This window comes from Streptomyces sp. NPDC053493, assembly GCF_044544825.1.
Classification (GTDB): domain Bacteria; phylum Actinomycetota; class Actinomycetes; order Streptomycetales; family Streptomycetaceae; genus Streptomyces.
Window position 1 is genome coordinate 186,019 of record NZ_JBITXS010000003.1, and the last position, 16,449, is coordinate 202,467.

Consider the following 16,449-nt stretch of genomic DNA (forward strand, 5'->3'; position numbering starts at 1 on the left):
CTCACCGTAGCCGATGAGGCCCGGCGTGGTCGTGAGCCCGGCCGCCGTCGGCGGGTTCGCGCCGCGTAGGACCGGCTCCCGGCGGGCAAAGCGTGATCATGACAGAGCTGCCGACGACGCCCACCCCGTCCACCTCCTCCGCCCCGGGCGGCGCCCTCGCACCGCCCCGCAACCCGTTACGCCAGTTGCTCGCCGCCTCGGTCGGCAACGCGGTCGAGTGGTACGACTGGTACGCGTACACCTTCCTCGCCGCCTACCTCGCACGCCAGGTCTTCCCGGCCGGCGCGGGCAACTCCCTCGTCCCGCTGCTCTCCACCTTCGCCGTCTTCGCCGTCGGCTTCTTCATGCGGCCCGTCGGCGGCCTGCTCATGGGCGCGATCGCCGACCGGCGGGGCCGGCGCACCGCACTCACCGTCACCATCCTCCTCATGGGCGGCAGCAGCCTGCTCGTCGGCCTCACACCGACCTACGCCGCCGTCGGCGTCCTGTCCCCGGTCGTCCTCGTGACGGCGCGGCTGCTCCAGGGACTCTCGGTCGGCGGGGAGTTCGCCGCCTCGACCACCTTCCTGGTCGAGTCCGCGGGGCCCGGCCGCCGCGGGCTGTTCTCGTCGTTCCAGTACGTCTCCACGTCGATCGGCCAGCTGGCCGCGTCCGGTCTGGCCGCGCTGCTCGTGGCCCGGCTCTCCGAGGACGCCATGAACGGCTGGGGATGGCGCGTGCCGTTCCTGCTCGGCGCGGTCCTCAGCCTCGCCGGTTTCTGGATCCGGCGCGGCGCCGAGGAGACCCGCGGCGCCGGAGCCGGCGAGGCCGGCCGCCCGGGCCTCTTCGACGCGCTCCGGCACCATCCCAGGGCCTCGCTGCTGATCTGCGGCATCACCGCCGGCGGCACCCTCGCGTACTACACCTGGACCTCCTACCTGCCGACCTACGCCGAGTTGGAGACCGGCATCGACAAGGCGGACGCACTCCTCGCCGGTACCCTCTCCCTGGCGTTCTTCACCCTGCTGCAGCCGGTCGGCGGCCTGCTCTCCGACCGCTTCGGACGCAAGCCGTCCCTGCTCCTCTTCGGTCTCGGCTTCGCCGTGCTCGTCGTGCCGCTGCTGCGCGCGCTGGACGGCACCTTCCTCACGCTGCTCCTCGTGCAGTGCGCCGGCATGGTGCTGCTCACCGGCTTCACGTCGATCTCGGCCGCCGTGAACGCGGAGATCTTCCCGGCCCGCGTGCGGGCCGCCGGCATCGGCTTCCCGTACTCGCTGACCGTCGCGCTCTTCGGCGGCACCGCGCCCTACGTCGGCACCCTGCTGAAGGAACTCGGCCGCCCCGGCCTGTTCCCCTGGTACGTCGCCGCGCTGTGCCTCGTCTCCTCGGCGGTCTATCTGCGGCTGCCGGAGAGCGCACACAAGCCGCTCGACCGCTGACGGCTCGCGTCGCTGTCGTACGGCGAGCAGGCGCAAGCCCGTACGGGCTCACGGGCTCACGGGCTTGCGGGCTTGCGGGCTCAGGGCTTGCGGTGCGCGGGCGTCGGGGCGGGGGACTCGACCCGCGCCCGTCCCATCCGCCCGCGACACCCGCCCGTCCCATCCGCCCGCGACACCCGCCCGTCACACCCGACGCCCGTCACACCACCCGGCGCAGCCAGCCGTACGTGTCCTCCGCCTGGCCGTACTGGATGCCGAGCACCCGTTCGCGCAGCGCGGCCGTCCGCTCGCCCGGCTTGCCGTCGCCGACCGTGAGCTCGTACTCCGCGCCCTTGATGCCGGTGACCGGCGTCAGGACGGCGGCCGTGCCCGCCGCGAAGACCTCGGCCACCGTCCCGTCGGCTATGCCCTCTCTCAACTCCTGGAACGGGACCGGGCGTTCGACCGGCTTGAGGCCGAACTCGTCGGCGAGCGCGAGGACCGTGTCGCGGGTGACGCCTTCCAGGATGGTGCCGAGTGCCGGAGTGATCAGCTCGCCGCCGGAGGTGACCAGGAAGAGGTTCATCGCCCCGGACTCCTCGATGCAGCCCTCCTCGCCCGCGCCGTCCAGATAGAGGACCTGGTCGCAGCCGTTCCGCTGCGCCTCGGCCTGGGCGGCGAGGCTCGCACCGTAGTTGCCGCCGCACTTCGCCGCGCCCGTACCGCCCTTGGCCGCCCGCGTGTAGGCGGTGCTCACCCACAGGGTGACGCCGCTCATGCCCGAGGCGAAGTACGGCTGGGAGGGAGACGCGATCACGCAGTAGTCGACGCGGTCGGCCGGCCGCACACCGAGGGAGACCTCGGAGGCGAACATGAACGGCCGGAGGTAGAGGCTCTCCTCGCCGGTCGACACCGGCACCCAGGGCTCGTCCGCGCGCACGAGCTCCGTCACGCTCGCGAGGAAGTCCTCCTCGGACAGCGGCGGCAGGCCCAGGCGCTCCGCGGAGCGCGCGAAGCGCCGGGCGTTGGCCTCCGGGCGGAACAGCCACACGCTGCCGTCCGCGTGCCGATAGGCCTTGAGGCCCTCGAAGATCTCCTGCGCGTAGTGCAGCACGGCCGTGCCCGGGTGCAGGGAGAACGGTTTCAGCGGGCCGATGCCGCGATCGTGCCAGCCGGCCTCGGGCGTCCACACGGCCGTGGCCATGTGGTCGGTGAAGTACCTGCCGAAGCCCGGCGCGGCCAGCACGGCGGCGCGCTCCGCCTCGGGCACCGGATGCGCGTTACGGGTCAGCGGGAAGAGGGAACCGGGCGCGGAAGTCACTGCGGAACTCATCGTGTCTGCTCCTTGTGTCACAGGTCGGCCGGCGGTGCCGCGGGCCGCTTCACAACGGTGGTCGGTCGATTGACGGGGCATCGGATGAAGGACGTCATCAGGTGTCATGACAGGTCAGGACGGTGCTGTGCGTCGGCCTGGCGCGCGCCGGCCCCGGGCCGCCTGCGGTGGATCCAGGTGCGCTCCAGCTTCGCCACCACGTCGGGTCTGTGCATGCGGGCCGACTGCTCGAGCGCGTAGCGGCTCATGTACGTACGGAAGAGGTCGTCGGACTCCTCGGCGAGGTGCATCATGCGGCGGTTGGCGGGCACGGCCGGGTCCGACAGGCGGTCGGCGGCCGCCGCCACGGCCGCGTCCATCGCCTCGGGCGCGACGACCTCGTCGCACAGCGCCAGAGCCTCCGGGCTGTCCGCCGCGACCTGCTCGCCGAAGAAGATCAGCCGCTGCGCCATGCGGCGGCCGACGACCCGCCCGAGCCTCATGTTGGCCACGCCGGGCACGATGCCCTCGGTGAGCGCGGGCAGCGAGAAGTAGGCGTCGGACGCCGCGATCACCCGGTCGAGCACGAGCGCGACCTGGGTCGCTCCGCCGATGGCGAAGGTCTCGACGGCGCCCACCCACGGCTTGCCGCTCGGCAGGTCGAGCAGCCGGTGTCCCGAGCCGACGTTCAGGCCGTGGACGAGCTTGCGGATGTAGCCGGTCTCCCGGCGGAGCATGAAGTCGACGAAGCCGATCCTGCCGGTGTAGAGGTCGGTCAGATTGATGCCGGCCCCGAACGCGCGCCGCCCGCTGTAGCGGCGGTGGGACAGCACGGCGCCGCGCAGCACCCCGACGGACACCGCGTCGTCCAGGAGGGCCAGGTCCACGGCGGTCTCGAGGGCCTCGACCACCGCGTCGTCCTCGGCGTTGAGGACGTGCGGGTTGCAGATGGTCACCTCGGCCACGCAGCCGTCCCGCCGGACGACCGCCTGGCCGAGGTCCACGTGGCCGGTCCGCCGGAACTCCGGGAGCAGGCCGAGCGCGCGGGTGGTGGGCGCCAGCATCGAGTCCAGCAGGTGCGCGCCGGTGTCGCGCCGGTCCAGGAGGTGGGCGAAGAAGATGCCCTGGTCGATCTCGCCGCCCGACTTCTCGGCCTGCGGGAGCTGCCGGTCCGCGGCGATCTGGGCCCGTGTGGGAACGAGCCCCGGGAAGCGGTCGGCCGCCGTGAACGCCAGCTCGTCCAGGCGCACCTGGCGGGAGCCGCCGTCGGTCAGCTCGTCGTGCACCCGCCTGCTGTGCAGGTCCAGGAAGAGGTGCCGGGCGCGCCGGGCGGCGGCGTCGGCCCGGGCCGCGGTCTCCCGCTGGGCGGCCGAGCGCTCGCGGCGCGGCGGAAGTCCGGCGGTCAGCTTCTCGCAGGCCTCGACGTGGTCGCCCAGTAGGCGGGTGTCCGCCGCGAGGTCGTCGCGGAAGTCGGGGGCGGCCGGTTCCGCGGGTGGGGAGATGGGTGTCGCCATGCTGGGTGGTCTCCTCGTGGGTGTCGTGCGGCACGGGCCGCCTCGGGTCAGGGGCCGTGCGGAAGTCTCCGTGAGAAAAGGGGTCCGTGCGAAGGATGCGTTCACAGGTGCGGGAGGTTCCCCGGTGAAGGATCACGACAAGTAACCTTTTTCCGCGCGGAGTTCATCGTGTCGGCGCGCACGCCACGGGAGGACCGATGGAGCTGTTGGGGGAGTCGGACGCTTCGACCGCCGGGCCTTACCGGCTGGTGGCCGAGCTGGGGCAGGGCGGCATGGGACGGGTGCTGCTCGGCGTCGCGCCCGACGGGCGGCTGGTCGCGGTCAAGCTGGTGCGCGCGCAGTTCACCGAGGACGCCGGGTTCCGCAGCCGGTTCCGCCGGGAGGTCGAGGCGTCGCGCCGGGTGTCCGGCGCCTACACGGCCGCGGTCCTCGACGCGGACGCCGACGCGCCGCAGCCGTGGCTGGCCTCGGTGTTCGTCCCGGGCCCGCCGCTCAGCGAAGTCGTGGCGACGGCCGGTCTGTTACCGCCGCAGGCGGCGCTGCGGCTGGCCGCCGGCCTGGCCACGGCCCTGGCCGGGATCCACCGGGCGGGACTGATCCACCGCGACCTCAAGCCGTCCAACGTGCTGCTGGCCGCCGACGGGCCCCGCGTCATCGACTTCGGTGTCGCGCGCGCCACGGACGGCGAGACCGGCTCCTCGATCACCCACACCGGCTGGCTCGTCGGCTCGCCGGCCTTCATGTCGCCGGAACAGGCCGAGGGCCGTGAACTCGGTCCGGCCAGCGACGTGTTCTCGCTCGGCGTCGTCCTCGTCCAGGCCTGCACCGGCACCAGCCCGTTCGCCGGCCCGTCGGCGCCGCAGACGCTCTACAACGTCGTGCACACCGAGCCCGACCTCTCCTCCGTCCCCGCCGAACTGCGCGACCTCGTCACCCGCTGCCTGGCCAAGGACCCGTCCCGGCGGCCCGATCCGGCCGGGATCTTGGACTCCGTGGGCCCGCTGGCCCCGGCCGTACGACCCTGGCCCGACGCCGTACACGCTCTGATCGAGGAGCAACAGGCCGAGATCGCGCGGTTCGTCGAGCCGGCGATGGGACCGGGAACGGTACGCCTGATCCGCCCGCAACCGGAGCCCGCACCCGCCCCGGACCCTGCGCCGGAGCCCGCACCCGCCCCCGCCCCGAAGTCCGGGCCTGCCCCGATCCCTTCGCCTGCCCCGGAGCCTGCCCCCGAGTCCCGGCGTGCGCCCGAGCCCGCACCCGCCCCCGGCACCGCGGATCTGCCGACGGAGACCGCCGTGCCGCCGGCCGTCGCTCTCGCCGCGCCGCCCGAGCGCCGTCGCCCGGGCCGCCGCGCCGTGCTGCTCGGAGCGCTGGGCGCGCTGGGAACGGCCGCCGCGGTGGCCGTCCCGCTGGCGAACGACCGGCGGGCCGGCTCCTCGGCCGACGGCGCCTCCGGCGGTTCCGCATCGCGCAGCGCGTCCCCATCCGCATCGGCGAGCCCGAGCCGCTCCCTGGCCCCGTCCACGTCTCCGTCCTCGACACCCGGGCCGCCGTCCCGGTTCACCGCCTCCGAGCGGCTGGACTCCCCGATCACCGCACTCGAGTTCAGCCGGGACGGCCGGCTGATCGCCGTCGGCGACATGGACGGCGGCGTCCATCTGCGGGACGGCGCCACCCTCGCGACGGTCGCGGTGCTCGGCGCCACCGCGGGGACCGGCGTCGACAACGTCACCGGCTCGCTGGCGTTCAGCCCCGACGGGCGGCTCCTCGCCGCCGTCGACGACCACGCCACCCTCACGCTCTGGGACGTCGCCTCCCGCAAGACGGCCGCCGTGATCCACGCCGATCCGAAGCAGAAGGACGACGAGATGTCCTCCCTGGCCTTCAGCCCGGACGGACGCGCCGTCGCCTACGCCGGCAACTTCATGGCCACGATCTGGGACGTGCGGTCCCGGCAGCGGATCGCCACCTACGTCGAACGGCCCGACCACCAGGAGTTCGCGGTCGACGGCGCCGTGTCGAGCGCGGTGTTCACCGGCGACGGCCGCACCCTCGTCGTCGCCACCAACCAGGGCCGGCTCCGCTTCTGGGACATCCGCCGCCGCACCCTCCGCGCCACCGTCCAGGGGCCCGAGCAGGGCCTGTACGGACTCACGCTCAGCCCGGACGGCAAGACCCTCGCCGCCCGGTCCCAGAACGATCTCAGGCTGTACCGGACCGCCACCCGGACGGCCCTGGAAACCCTGACCGACGCCGGCGACGTCCTCGGCGCCGTGGCGTTCAGCCGCGACGGCGGCCGCATCGCCGCCACCGAGCGCGGCGGCCCGGTCCACATCTGGTCCACCGACGCCTGGACTCCCCTCCAGGTCCTCGACGACCGCATCGAGGAGGCCCGCCCCACCCTGACCGAGGTGGCCTCGTCCCAGCCCTTGTGCAACGGCCTCTCCTTCAGCCCCGACGGCAGGTTCCTGGCGGAGTCCCTGGACCGCCACGTGGCGCTGTGGAGGCTCGACTGATCTCTCCGTGCGCCTGATTCGTCCGGGTGAGCGGTTTACATCTCGATCGGGTCGGTACGGGGTCCTTCGTCGTTATGCTCCTCGGCGGAAAACGCCAGCTCACACGGCGAACCGACCACGTCATCAGGTGAGGCCATGACCAGTGCAGCCGCCCCCCGTTCCCTGACCGTCCAGGGTCGCGTGCTGCGTGTGGACGGCACGCCTGTCGTGGGGGCCGCCGTCACCGTGTCGGCGAGACGGCTGCGGGCCACGGAGCCCGTGGCGGAGGCGCGGACGGACGGCACCGGGGCCTACCGGGCGGAGTGCGTGTGGGCCGGTGCGGCAGCGGAACTCGTGGTCGACGCCGCACTCGACGGGCGGACGGCCCGGACCGTACGCGTTCTGGGCGCGGCGGCCGGGACCGGAGCCGAGGCCGTGGACGGCGTCGACGTGCGGCTGCCCGGGGCCGGGCCGAGTCGCTACGAGGCGCTGCTCGCCGCCGTCGCCCCGCACCTCGACGGTGTGCGGCTCACCGAGGTGGGCGAGGAAGCGGACGGCCACGACCTCGCCTATCTCGCCCGCGCCACCGGGCACACGACGCAGGACATCGGGCACGCCGCACAGGCCGCGCGGCACGAGCGGAGCACCGGGCTGCCGGCCGAGCGCTTCTTCGGGCTGCTCAGCCGCGGTCTGCCCGCCGACCTGTCCGCGCTGGCCCAGCGGCGCACCGCGGACGTGCGCGCCGCGCTGTCCGCCGCCGCCGAGGCAGGGACCATCACCTCGCCGGACGGCGCGGCGGAGTTCATGACCGCCCTGCGCGCCCGGGAACTCCAGGCCGCCGCGGCGGTCGAACACTCCTCGCCCGACGGGCTCGTGCCGTCCGCGCTGGCACGGATCTTCACCGTCGCGGTGCCCGAACCCGAGGCCCGCGCCCGGCTGTACGGCGACCACCTGGACCGCGACGCCCGTCCCGAGAGCGCGGCCGGCGCACCCGACGGGCACGCGCGGCGGCTGGACCTGGCCCTGGAACTCGGCCGGCTCACCGGTGACAACCCGGCCCTGGTCCGCACGCTGCTGGCACGCTTCGACACCGGTGAGTTCACCCACCGGCGGGACCTCGTCCGGCTCGACGGCCGCTGGGCCGAACTGGTCGCCGAGACCGGCGGCGTACCGGAGCCCGGCGGCCCGCGGATCGCGTCGGACGGCGAGCGGCAGCACGAGCCGGAGCGCGAGCCGGAGCGCGAGCCGGACGACGAGCGGGCCGTACGGGACTACGCCGAGGAGATCCGCGCCCGCGTCGCCCAGGCGTATCCCACCGCCCACGTCGCCTTCCGGCTCGCCTCCCACCCGGAGCACGCCGAGTCGCCCGCCGTCCGCTTCCTCGCCGACCATCCCGACTTCGACCTGGCCGCCACCCCGGTCGACACCGTCACCGTCCCGGACACCGAGGCGCGCCGCCAACTGGCCGCGATCCAGCGGACGTTCAAGATCGCGCCGCGCTTCGAGGCGATGCAGGCCCTCCGGGACAAGGGCTTCCACTCCTCGTACGACATCGCCCGCATCGGACCCTCCGACTTCGTCCGCCGGATGACCGGCGGAGACGGTGGAGGCGGCGGCGACGGCGGCACCCGCGAAGGCACCCACGAAGGCTTCAGCGAGGGCGGCGGCGCCCGCGAAGGCGTCGGCCGCGTCGGTGAGGAGGAGGCGCGCGCCATCCACGCCCGCGCCACCCAGGTGCACGCCGAGGCCGTCAACCTCGTCGCCGACCTGCGCACCGCCGGACAGTTCGACGTGCCCTGGCTGCCCGCCGTCCCGCCCCAGACCGCCCAGATCCCCGACTGGGAGGACCTCTTCGGCCCGGCCGACTACGCGCCGGTCGAGGAGAGCCGCTCGGTGTACAGCCAGGCCGCCTACCTGGTGGACCTGATCTACTACCTGCGCCGGCTCGGCGGCGGCGCGCAGACCGGGAAGTCCCGCTGCGGCCCCGTCGCCGAGGTGCTCCACGACCGCAGGCCGGACCTGTGGGACGTCGAACTCAGCAAGGAGAACACCGACTTCGCCCTTCCCTACGTCGACCTCGTCAACGAGGTCCTGGAATCCGCCGTCTCCCCGGACACGGCGGTCCCGGCCGCCGAGCGGCAGAGCCGCGGCGGCCCGGACGAGCTGCGCGTCCAGCCCCAGCACGTCAACAACGGCGCGTACGACAAGCTGCGCACCGCCGTCCACCCGTGGCAGCTGCCCTTCGACCTGTGGGGCGAGCAGACCGCCGACTACCTCGGCCATCTGGGAGTCACCCGGGAGGCGCTGATCCTCGACCTCTGCTACGACACCACCCACCCCACCGACTTCGACCGGCTGCTCACCGCGGCCCGGCTCGGCCTGTCCAAGCAGTCGCAGCAGATCATCGCCGGCGAGACGCTCACTCCGCCGCGCACCCTCGCGGAGTTCTACGGGCGCCCCGCCGGCACCGCCGAGGACCGCCTGATCGAGAACATGAACACGGTCCGCACGCTGCTGGACACCGCGGGGCTGCGCTTCACCGAGCTCGCCGCCGTCCTGGAGACCCGTTTCGTCAACCCGGGCGGGTTGCTGCGCTTCGTGCCCGACGCGCGCCACCCGACCGACACCCGGGTGATGAAGCTCTCCGGGCTCGACGCCGCCGCCCTCGACCGGCTGCACCGCTTCGTCCGTCTCCAGCACGTCCTCGGCACGGACCCGCGCGAGCTCGACCGGCTGATCCAGGGAGCCAACAACGACGGCCGGCTCGACGCGCTCACCCTCCGGTCCGTGGCCGCCGTCCGCGCCATGAGCGCCCGCCTCGACCTGCCGGTGGAGCGGATTCTCGGCTTCTGCCGGCCGCTGGACACCCACCGCTACCCGTCCGACACCCGACCACCCCTCTACGACCGGCTGTTCCTGGACCCGGCCGTCGTCAGCCCGCCGCCCGGCACGCCCCACCCCTTCGAACTCAACGCCGACCGCAGCGAGCTGAAGGTCGTCGGAAGCCTGGACACGCCCGCCGTCTCGGCCGCCCTGCTCGCCGCGCTCCAGGTCACCGACGCCGAACTGGCCGCCCTGGTCACCGGCCCGGACACGCCGCTGCGCGGCAGAGCACTCCACCTCGTCAACCTGACGGTCCTCACCTGCGTGGTGACCCTGGCCCGCACCCTCTCCCTGCCGATCACCGATCTGCTCCGGCTCGCCCCGCGCAGCAGCGCCAGCCCGTGGTCTCACCTTCTCGCCTCGGCGGCCACGGCCGTCGTCCAGTCGGAGCCGGCCGGCGGCGCACCCGTGCGGCTGCCGGGCACGGAGGCCGCGGCCGGGCCGCCGCTGCTGCCCGCCGCCTCCGAGATGGGCGTCCTCGGGCGCTTCCTCGACCTGATGGAGACCTTCGCCGGGGCCGGTCTCGGCGCGGACGCCGTCGAGGCCGTCCTCGACGCCCGCCGCCCCGCGCACGACGACCCCGTCCCCGACGACCCGGCCCTGGCCGCCGCGCTCACCTCCCTGCGCACCGCACTGCAGACCGTCGTCCGCCAGACCCGGGGCACCACCGACGAGACGGGCGAGGTAACCCGCAGGAACCTGGCCCTGATGGGCTGGGACGCGGCGCTGGTCCAGGAGGCCGTGTCCACGCTGACGGGCACGGCCTCCTACGCGGCGCCGCTCACCGCCCTGCCCGCCGGTGTCGCGCTGCCGCCGGACCTGCCGGTCCGCTTCGAGCCGCCGGCGCCGCCCGCGCAGCAGCCCGGCGCGCCGACGCAACCGGGCGAGCCGGGAGCGCCGACGCCACCGGGCGATCCGGGCGATGCGGGCGATCCGGCCGAGGCGGCCGAGCCGGGCGAGCCCGGAGACCCGGCCGCCCGGGACGGGCGGCTGGTCTTCACCGGGCCGATGGACAACGACCAGAAGCAGCGGCTGCTCGCCCTGTCCACCGGCGCCGAGGGCGCCGCGCTCCGCGCCGCCGTCGAGGAGCTCCACCAGGCTCCGCGCCGTTTCGTCACCGGCCGTATGAAGGCCCTGCGCATCCCCGTCTTCTCGGCGCGTCTCACCGCCCTGCCCGTCGGATACGCCGTCCCCGCCGCGCTGTCCGCCAAGGTGTTCCACGACGCGACCGGCCAGACCCTGCGCTCCCGCGGCTATCTGAGCGCGGCCGACGTCCGGCTCCTGAAGGGAGCGCCGGGCGCGGACACCGACCTCGCCAGCGCCGTCGACGGGCTCGTCACCGCTCAGGAGGCGGCGCCCGCGCCCGGCAACGTCTTCCTCGGCGCCGCCGACGCCGCCCTCCTGTTCGACCCGCCCGGCACCCTCCCGGCCGCCCGCTTCCGGCTCGTCCTGGAACGGCTGGCCCCGCATCTGCGCCGTACGCTCAGCAAGGACGCCGTCGTCCAGCAGATCGGCCAGGCCGCCGGCCTCGACCCGGCGCTCGCCGAGGCGCTGCTCGTCAGCTGGCTGCCGGGCGCCGAGGACACACCGGTGTTCGAGGAGTTCCTCGGCACCGAGTTCGCCGGCAGCGATCCCGCGGTCGTCATCGGCCGGGCCGGTTTCGGGCCCCAGTTCACCGCGCTCGAACGCGTCCACCGGGTCGCCCTGGTCCTCAAGGCCCTGCACGTCACGGCCGAGGAGCTGCCCTTCCTCTTCCGCTACGCGGCCGTCGGACAGTGGCTCGACCTCGGCTCGCTGCCCGTCGCCCCGCCCACACCGCCCTCGCACGTCCCCGTCCTGCGGCTGTCCGCGCTGATCGCCCTCGCCCGGCTGCGGGACGCCGTGCCCGGCGGCGTCGCCACCCTGGAGGCGGTCTTCGCCCTCGCCACCACGCCCGGCAGCTACGACGGCCAGATCATCCGGGAGCTGTGCCGCCGCACCGGGTGGGAGTTCCTCGACGTGGCCGTGGTGGCCCGCAACTACGGGATCAACGTCGCGTCCCGCTTCGCCGACCCGGCCAACCTCGACCGGATCCGGCGCGGCGTGGCGATGTGCCGCCGCCTCGGCGTGTCCGCCGAGCGCGCCAACCTGTGGCTGCGCGCCGAGTTCACGCCCGAGGCCGCCCAGGCCGCCTGGGGCGCCGCCCGGGCCCGGCACTCCGCCGGCGACTGGCCCGCGGTCGCCGGCCCCCTGCAGGACGCCCTGCGCGAGCGGCGGCGCGCCGCCCTCGTCGCGTACCTGGTGGCGCATCCCGCCCTCGACGGCGACACCCCGCTGTGGCGGGACGCCAACGGCCTGCACGACCACTTCCTGCTGGACGTGGAGATGGGCGCCGGCCAGCAGACCACCCGCATCGCCCAGGCCGCGTACAGCATCCAGCTCTTCGTCCAGCGCTGCCTGCTGAACCTGGAACCGCGCGTCACCACCTCCGACTCCGACCTGTGGGAGCAGTGGGAGTGGATGAAGCGCTACCGGCTGTGGGAGGCCAACCAGAAGATCTTCCTGTACCCGGAGAACTACTTCGAGCCGGAGCTGCGGGCCGACAAGTCCTCGTTCTTCTCCCAGCTGGAGACGGACCTGACGCAGAAGGACCTGAACGACGAGACGGCGCGGGGAGCGCTGCTCGGCTATCTGGAGCAGTTCGCCGACGTCGCCCGGCTCCAGCCGAGCGGTGTGTACGTCGACTACGACCTGGACAGCGACCCGGCCGACTTCAGCGGCGAGACGGTCTACGTGCTCGCCCGCACCGAGTCCGCGCCCCGGACGCACTACTTCCGCACCTGGGTGAACCGGCTCTACTGGACGCCGTGGCAGAAGGTGAACCTCGACATCGACGGCGAGGCGCTGTCGCTCGGGATGTGGGGCAGACAGCTGTACGCCTTCTGGCCGACCTTCATCCCCGCCGGCGAGACCCGGGAGATCAAGACCCTCCCCGACGGCACCGAGGAGAACAAGTTCGTCCCGAGCCCGAGGTACTGGCAGATCCAGCTCAACTGGAGCGAGTTCCGGCACGGGCAGTGGACCACGAAGCGGGTCTCGGGCGAGACCCTCCAGACCAATCCCGTGCTCCCGGCGGGATGGGAGCCCGACGAGCGCTACCGCGACTACTTCGACCCGGCGGAGCGGGAGCCGTACCTGTTCGTCCCGGGCTCGGACTTCTACAGCCGCGAACCGGTGGTCTGGTGCAACTACGGCCGTCTGTTCGAAGTGACCAACACGGCCACCCACAACTCCCACTCGTCGACGGTCTGGGGCCGCTTCCGGCTGAGCAGGCGCCGCGGCACCATGCTGGCGGAGCCGATGGGCTACTCCGCGGTCCGGGTCCAAGGAGCGAACAGTCCGACCGATCCCGACGGCCAGACGGCGGTCGAAGGAGCCGACCAGTACCGCTACTTCATCCCGCCACCCGGCCAGAAGGTGATCAACAACTGCTGGATGGAGGAGCAGGCCGGCGGCGAGTTCGGCCGGCAGTTCTGCCTGCACGACGCCCGCGCGATCCTGCGGCGGACCCCGCTGTCCCTGCCGTTCCGCGTGGTGACGCCCCACCAGGCCTTCCCCAGCATCTGGCAGCGGGACATCCTGTTCTTCACGGACAGCGAGCGCTCCTACCTGGTGACACCCGACTGGCGGAACGGCAACTACTACCGTCACGAGTTCGCGGCCTTCTACCACCCGTACACCGAGGTCTTCAAAGCGCAGCTGGTCCTCTTCGGCCTCGACGGACTCTTCGACCGCGACCTCCAGCTCCGCCCCGAGAGCTACACGCCGACCGGCATCAGCGAAACCTTCGAGGAGCGCTACTCGCCCGACCCCGAGCGGACGGTCGGCACCGACTACCCCACCGAGGACGTCGAGTTCGACGCCGCCAAGCCCTACGCCGTCTACAACTGGGAACTCTTCTTCCACGCCCCGCTCCTCATGGCGGGCCGCCTCACCGCCAACCAGCGCTTCGCCGAGGCGCAGCAGTGGTTCCACCGGATCTTCGACCCGACCGACCGGACCGCCGAGACCGGGCCGCGGCGCTTCTGGCGGACCAAGCCCTTCTACGAGACCTCCGCCGACCCCGACGCGCCCGACGGCTACCAGGCGCAGCGCATCGAGGAGATCCTGCGCCGGCTCGCCGAGGGCGACCCGAAGGAGGCCGCCAAGGTGGACGCCTGGCTGCGGCATCCGTTCCAGCCGGACGTCGTGGCACGGCTGCGCACCACCGCGTACCAGAAGGCCGTGGTGATGAAGTACCTCGACAACCTCATCGCGTGGGGCGACCAGCTCTTCCGCGAGGACACCCTGGAGTCGGTCAACGAGGCCACCCAGCTCTACATCCTCGCCGCCGAACTCCTCGGCCGGCGCCCCGAGGAGGTGATGGGGCAGCAGCGGAAACCGGTGCTCAGCTTCCGGCAGCTGAGCGCCCAGCCGCCCGCCGCCGCGGTCACCGCCACCGAGAACCTGATCCCCGCGCCGCGGCACGCGCCGCCGTCCGTCGTGCCCGGCGTCAACATCCGCTGGCTCGACTACTTCGGCATCCCGCGCAACGAGAAACTCCTCTCCTACTGGGACACCGTCGACGACCGCCTCTACAAGATCCGCCACGGCCAGAACATCGAGGGAGTGGCCCGGCAGACGCCGTTGTTCGGCGCCCAGCTCGATCCCGAACTGCTCGCCCGCGCGGCGTCCCTCGGCCTCGACCTGTCCACCGTCCTGTCCGACATGAACGCACCCGTGCCGCACTACCGCTTCACCACCGTGCTCGCCAAGGCGAAGGAGTTCGCCCAGCAGGTGCAGAGCTTCGGCGGGGCGCTGCTCGCGGCCCTGGAGAAGCGCGACGCGGAGGAGCTGGCCCGGCTGCGCTCCACCCACGAGTACGCGGCCCTCGACGCCGCCCTCCAGGTCCGCAGGAAGCAGCTGGAGGAGGCCAAGCGGAACGTCAAGGCACTGGAGGCGTCCCAGGCCATCGCCAAGGACAAGGAGAAGTACTACACCGACAAGGCCAGGCACCGGATGAACGCCAAGGAGGAGACGGCCGCGGACCTGAGCGCCCAGTCCGTCGAGCTCCAGAAGGTCTCCGCGACCATCAACACCCTGGCCAGCTACCTGTCGCTGATCCCCGAGCTCAAGATCGGCGCCCCGACCTCGGTGGGCGCCACCTTCGGCGGCAACAACCTCTCCGACGCCATGATCGGCATGGCCCACGGCATCATCGGCTATCTGAGCGCCGACGCCTCCCAGGCCCAGCAGTCCGCCACCGTCGGCGGCTACGACCACCGCCTCGACGAGTGGAAGTTCCAGAAGAAGCAGGCGACGAAGGAGATCAAGCAGTTCGCCGCCCAGATCAGGGCCGCGAAGTCCCACCAGAGCGCCGCACAGAAGGAGGTCGACAGCCATCTCACGCTGATGGTCAACTCCCGTGACGCCGACACTCTGCTGCGCGGCAAGTACACCAACCAGGAGCTGTACGACTGGATGGCCGGCCAGCTCGGCGGCAGCTACCTCCAGGCCTACCGGCTCGCCTACGACGTCGCCAAGCGCGCCGAGCGCGCCCTGCGCCACGAACTGGGCACCGAAGAGACCGACTTCGTCACCTTCGGCCACTGGGACAGCCTGCACAAGGGACTGCTGGCCGGGGAGCGGCTGCTCGCCGACCTGCACCGCATGGACGCCGCCTACTACGAGGCCAACGCCCGCGAACTGGAACTCACCAAGCGGATCTCGCTCGCCCAGCTCGACCCGGGCGCGCTGCAGAGCCTGAAGGAGACCGGCAGGGCGTACGTCTCGCTGCCCGAGGCGCTCTTCGACCTGGACACGCCCGGGCACTACATGCGCCGGCTGAAGCAGGTCAGCTTCACCGTGCCGTGCGTGGCCGGCCCGTACACCTCGGTGAACCTCACCGCCACCCTGCTCCGGAGCAGCGTGCGGCTCGAGTCCCGGCTCAACGGAGGCAAGCACGCACGCCAGCCCGGCGACACCCGCTTCCGGGACCACATCGGCCCGGTGCGGTCGGTGGTCACCAGCACCGGACAGGACGACGCCGGGCTCTTCGACGGGACCCTGCGCGACGAGCGGTTCCTGCCCTTCGAGGGCGCGGGCGCGATCGGCGAATGGCAGCTGTCGCTGCCGGACTCCTTCCGGCAGTTCGACTACGCCACCATCAGCGACGTCGTCATGCAGCTGCGCTACACCGCCAGGGACGGCGGCTCCACGCCGGCCGCGGCCGCGGTCGCCGAGCTGCACACGGCGCTGGGAGCGTGGCTGCACGCCGGCGGCGGCACGGGCCTGTACCGGTACTTCAGCGCCCGCCGGGAGTTCCCCGACCGCTGGAGCCGCTTCCTCGCCACACCCGCCGGCTCGCCCGCCACGCTCTCCTTCCCGCTCTCCCGGCGGCACTTCCCGTATCTCTTCCACGACCGGGCCACCGCACTGAAGCGGCCCGAGCTGGTCCTGCTGCTCTCCACCGACCTCGCGCCCGGCGGCACCACCCGCTTCCGCGACTGCTACCCGGGCGGCGGACCGCTGACCGTCACGCTCACCGCGCCGGGCGGAGCGCACGCCGACCTCACGCTCACCGCGGATCCCGCCCTCGCCGGCCAGCCGCGGGCCGGCGCGGACGGACTGCACGGGACGGTGACCGAGACCGACCAGGAGTGGCTGGTCACCGTGCCCGCCGACCGGATCGCCGCCCTCGCCCCCGAACTCCTCCGCGACGGCCGCCTCAACCCGGACGCCTTCGCGGACCTGCTGCTCGTCTGGCGCTACGAGGTGGCGCCCGCCGGAAGCGGGACCGCGGCCGCGGCGGTGCACGCGTGACCGGG

Annotated in this window: 5 protein-coding genes; 3 read left to right on the plus strand and 2 right to left on the minus strand. The window is 73.2% G+C overall.

All coding sequences use genetic code 11. The features are described 5' to 3' along the window. The first annotated feature begins 98 nt into the window (after positions 1-98). The gene (locus tag ACIGO8_RS10960) at positions 99-1,418 is read left to right on the plus strand and encodes an MFS transporter (protein WP_399727265.1); all 1,320 of its coding nucleotides are present in this window, start codon (positions 99-101) and stop codon (positions 1,416-1,418) included. 199 nt (positions 1,419-1,617) lie between these two features. Here ACIGO8_RS10960 and ACIGO8_RS10965 read toward each other — a convergent pair whose 3' ends face one another. Together ACIGO8_RS10965 and ACIGO8_RS10970 are read right to left on the minus strand one after the other, a co-directional pair. Further along, positions 1,618-2,730: a branched-chain amino acid aminotransferase gene (locus ACIGO8_RS10965; protein ID WP_399727268.1), complete on the minus strand. Its 1,113-nt coding sequence runs from the start codon at positions 2,728-2,730 to the stop codon at positions 1,618-1,620. Positions 2,731-2,834: 104 nt separating this feature from the next. Then, entirely contained in the window at positions 2,835-4,223 is a 1,389-nt protein-coding gene (locus ACIGO8_RS10970) for an enoyl-CoA hydratase/isomerase family protein (RefSeq protein ID WP_399727271.1), read from the minus strand. Between the two features lie 197 nt (positions 4,224-4,420). On the opposite strand from ACIGO8_RS10970, the gene ACIGO8_RS10975 reads away from it, so the two are divergent. Beyond that, positions 4,421-6,742, plus strand: coding sequence for a WD40 repeat domain-containing serine/threonine protein kinase (locus tag ACIGO8_RS10975; RefSeq protein ID WP_399727274.1), 2,322 nt, complete (start codon positions 4,421-4,423; stop codon positions 6,740-6,742). Positions 6,743-6,877: 135 nt separating this feature from the next. Next, positions 6,878-16,444 (plus strand): neuraminidase-like domain-containing protein, encoded by a 9,567-nt coding sequence (locus ACIGO8_RS10980; RefSeq protein ID WP_399727277.1) that lies wholly within the window; start codon positions 6,878-6,880, stop codon positions 16,442-16,444. Positions 16,445-16,449 lie beyond the last annotated feature (5 nt).

Bases quoted from the DNA above. Each gene is read 5' to 3' on its own strand.
- ACIGO8_RS10960 (WP_399727265.1), top strand. From the start codon at position 99: ATGACAGAGCTGCCGACGACGCCCACCCCGTCCACCTCCTCCGCCCCG.
- ACIGO8_RS10965 (WP_399727268.1), bottom strand. From the start codon at position 2,730: ATGAGTTCCGCAGTGACTTCCGCGCCCGGTTCCCTCTTCCCGCTGACC.
- ACIGO8_RS10970 (WP_399727271.1), bottom strand. From the start codon at position 4,223: ATGGCGACACCCATCTCCCCACCCGCGGAACCGGCCGCCCCCGACTTC.
- ACIGO8_RS10975 (WP_399727274.1), top strand. From the start codon at position 4,421: ATGGAGCTGTTGGGGGAGTCGGACGCTTCGACCGCCGGGCCTTACCGG.
- ACIGO8_RS10980 (WP_399727277.1), top strand. From the start codon at position 6,878: ATGACCAGTGCAGCCGCCCCCCGTTCCCTGACCGTCCAGGGTCGCGTG.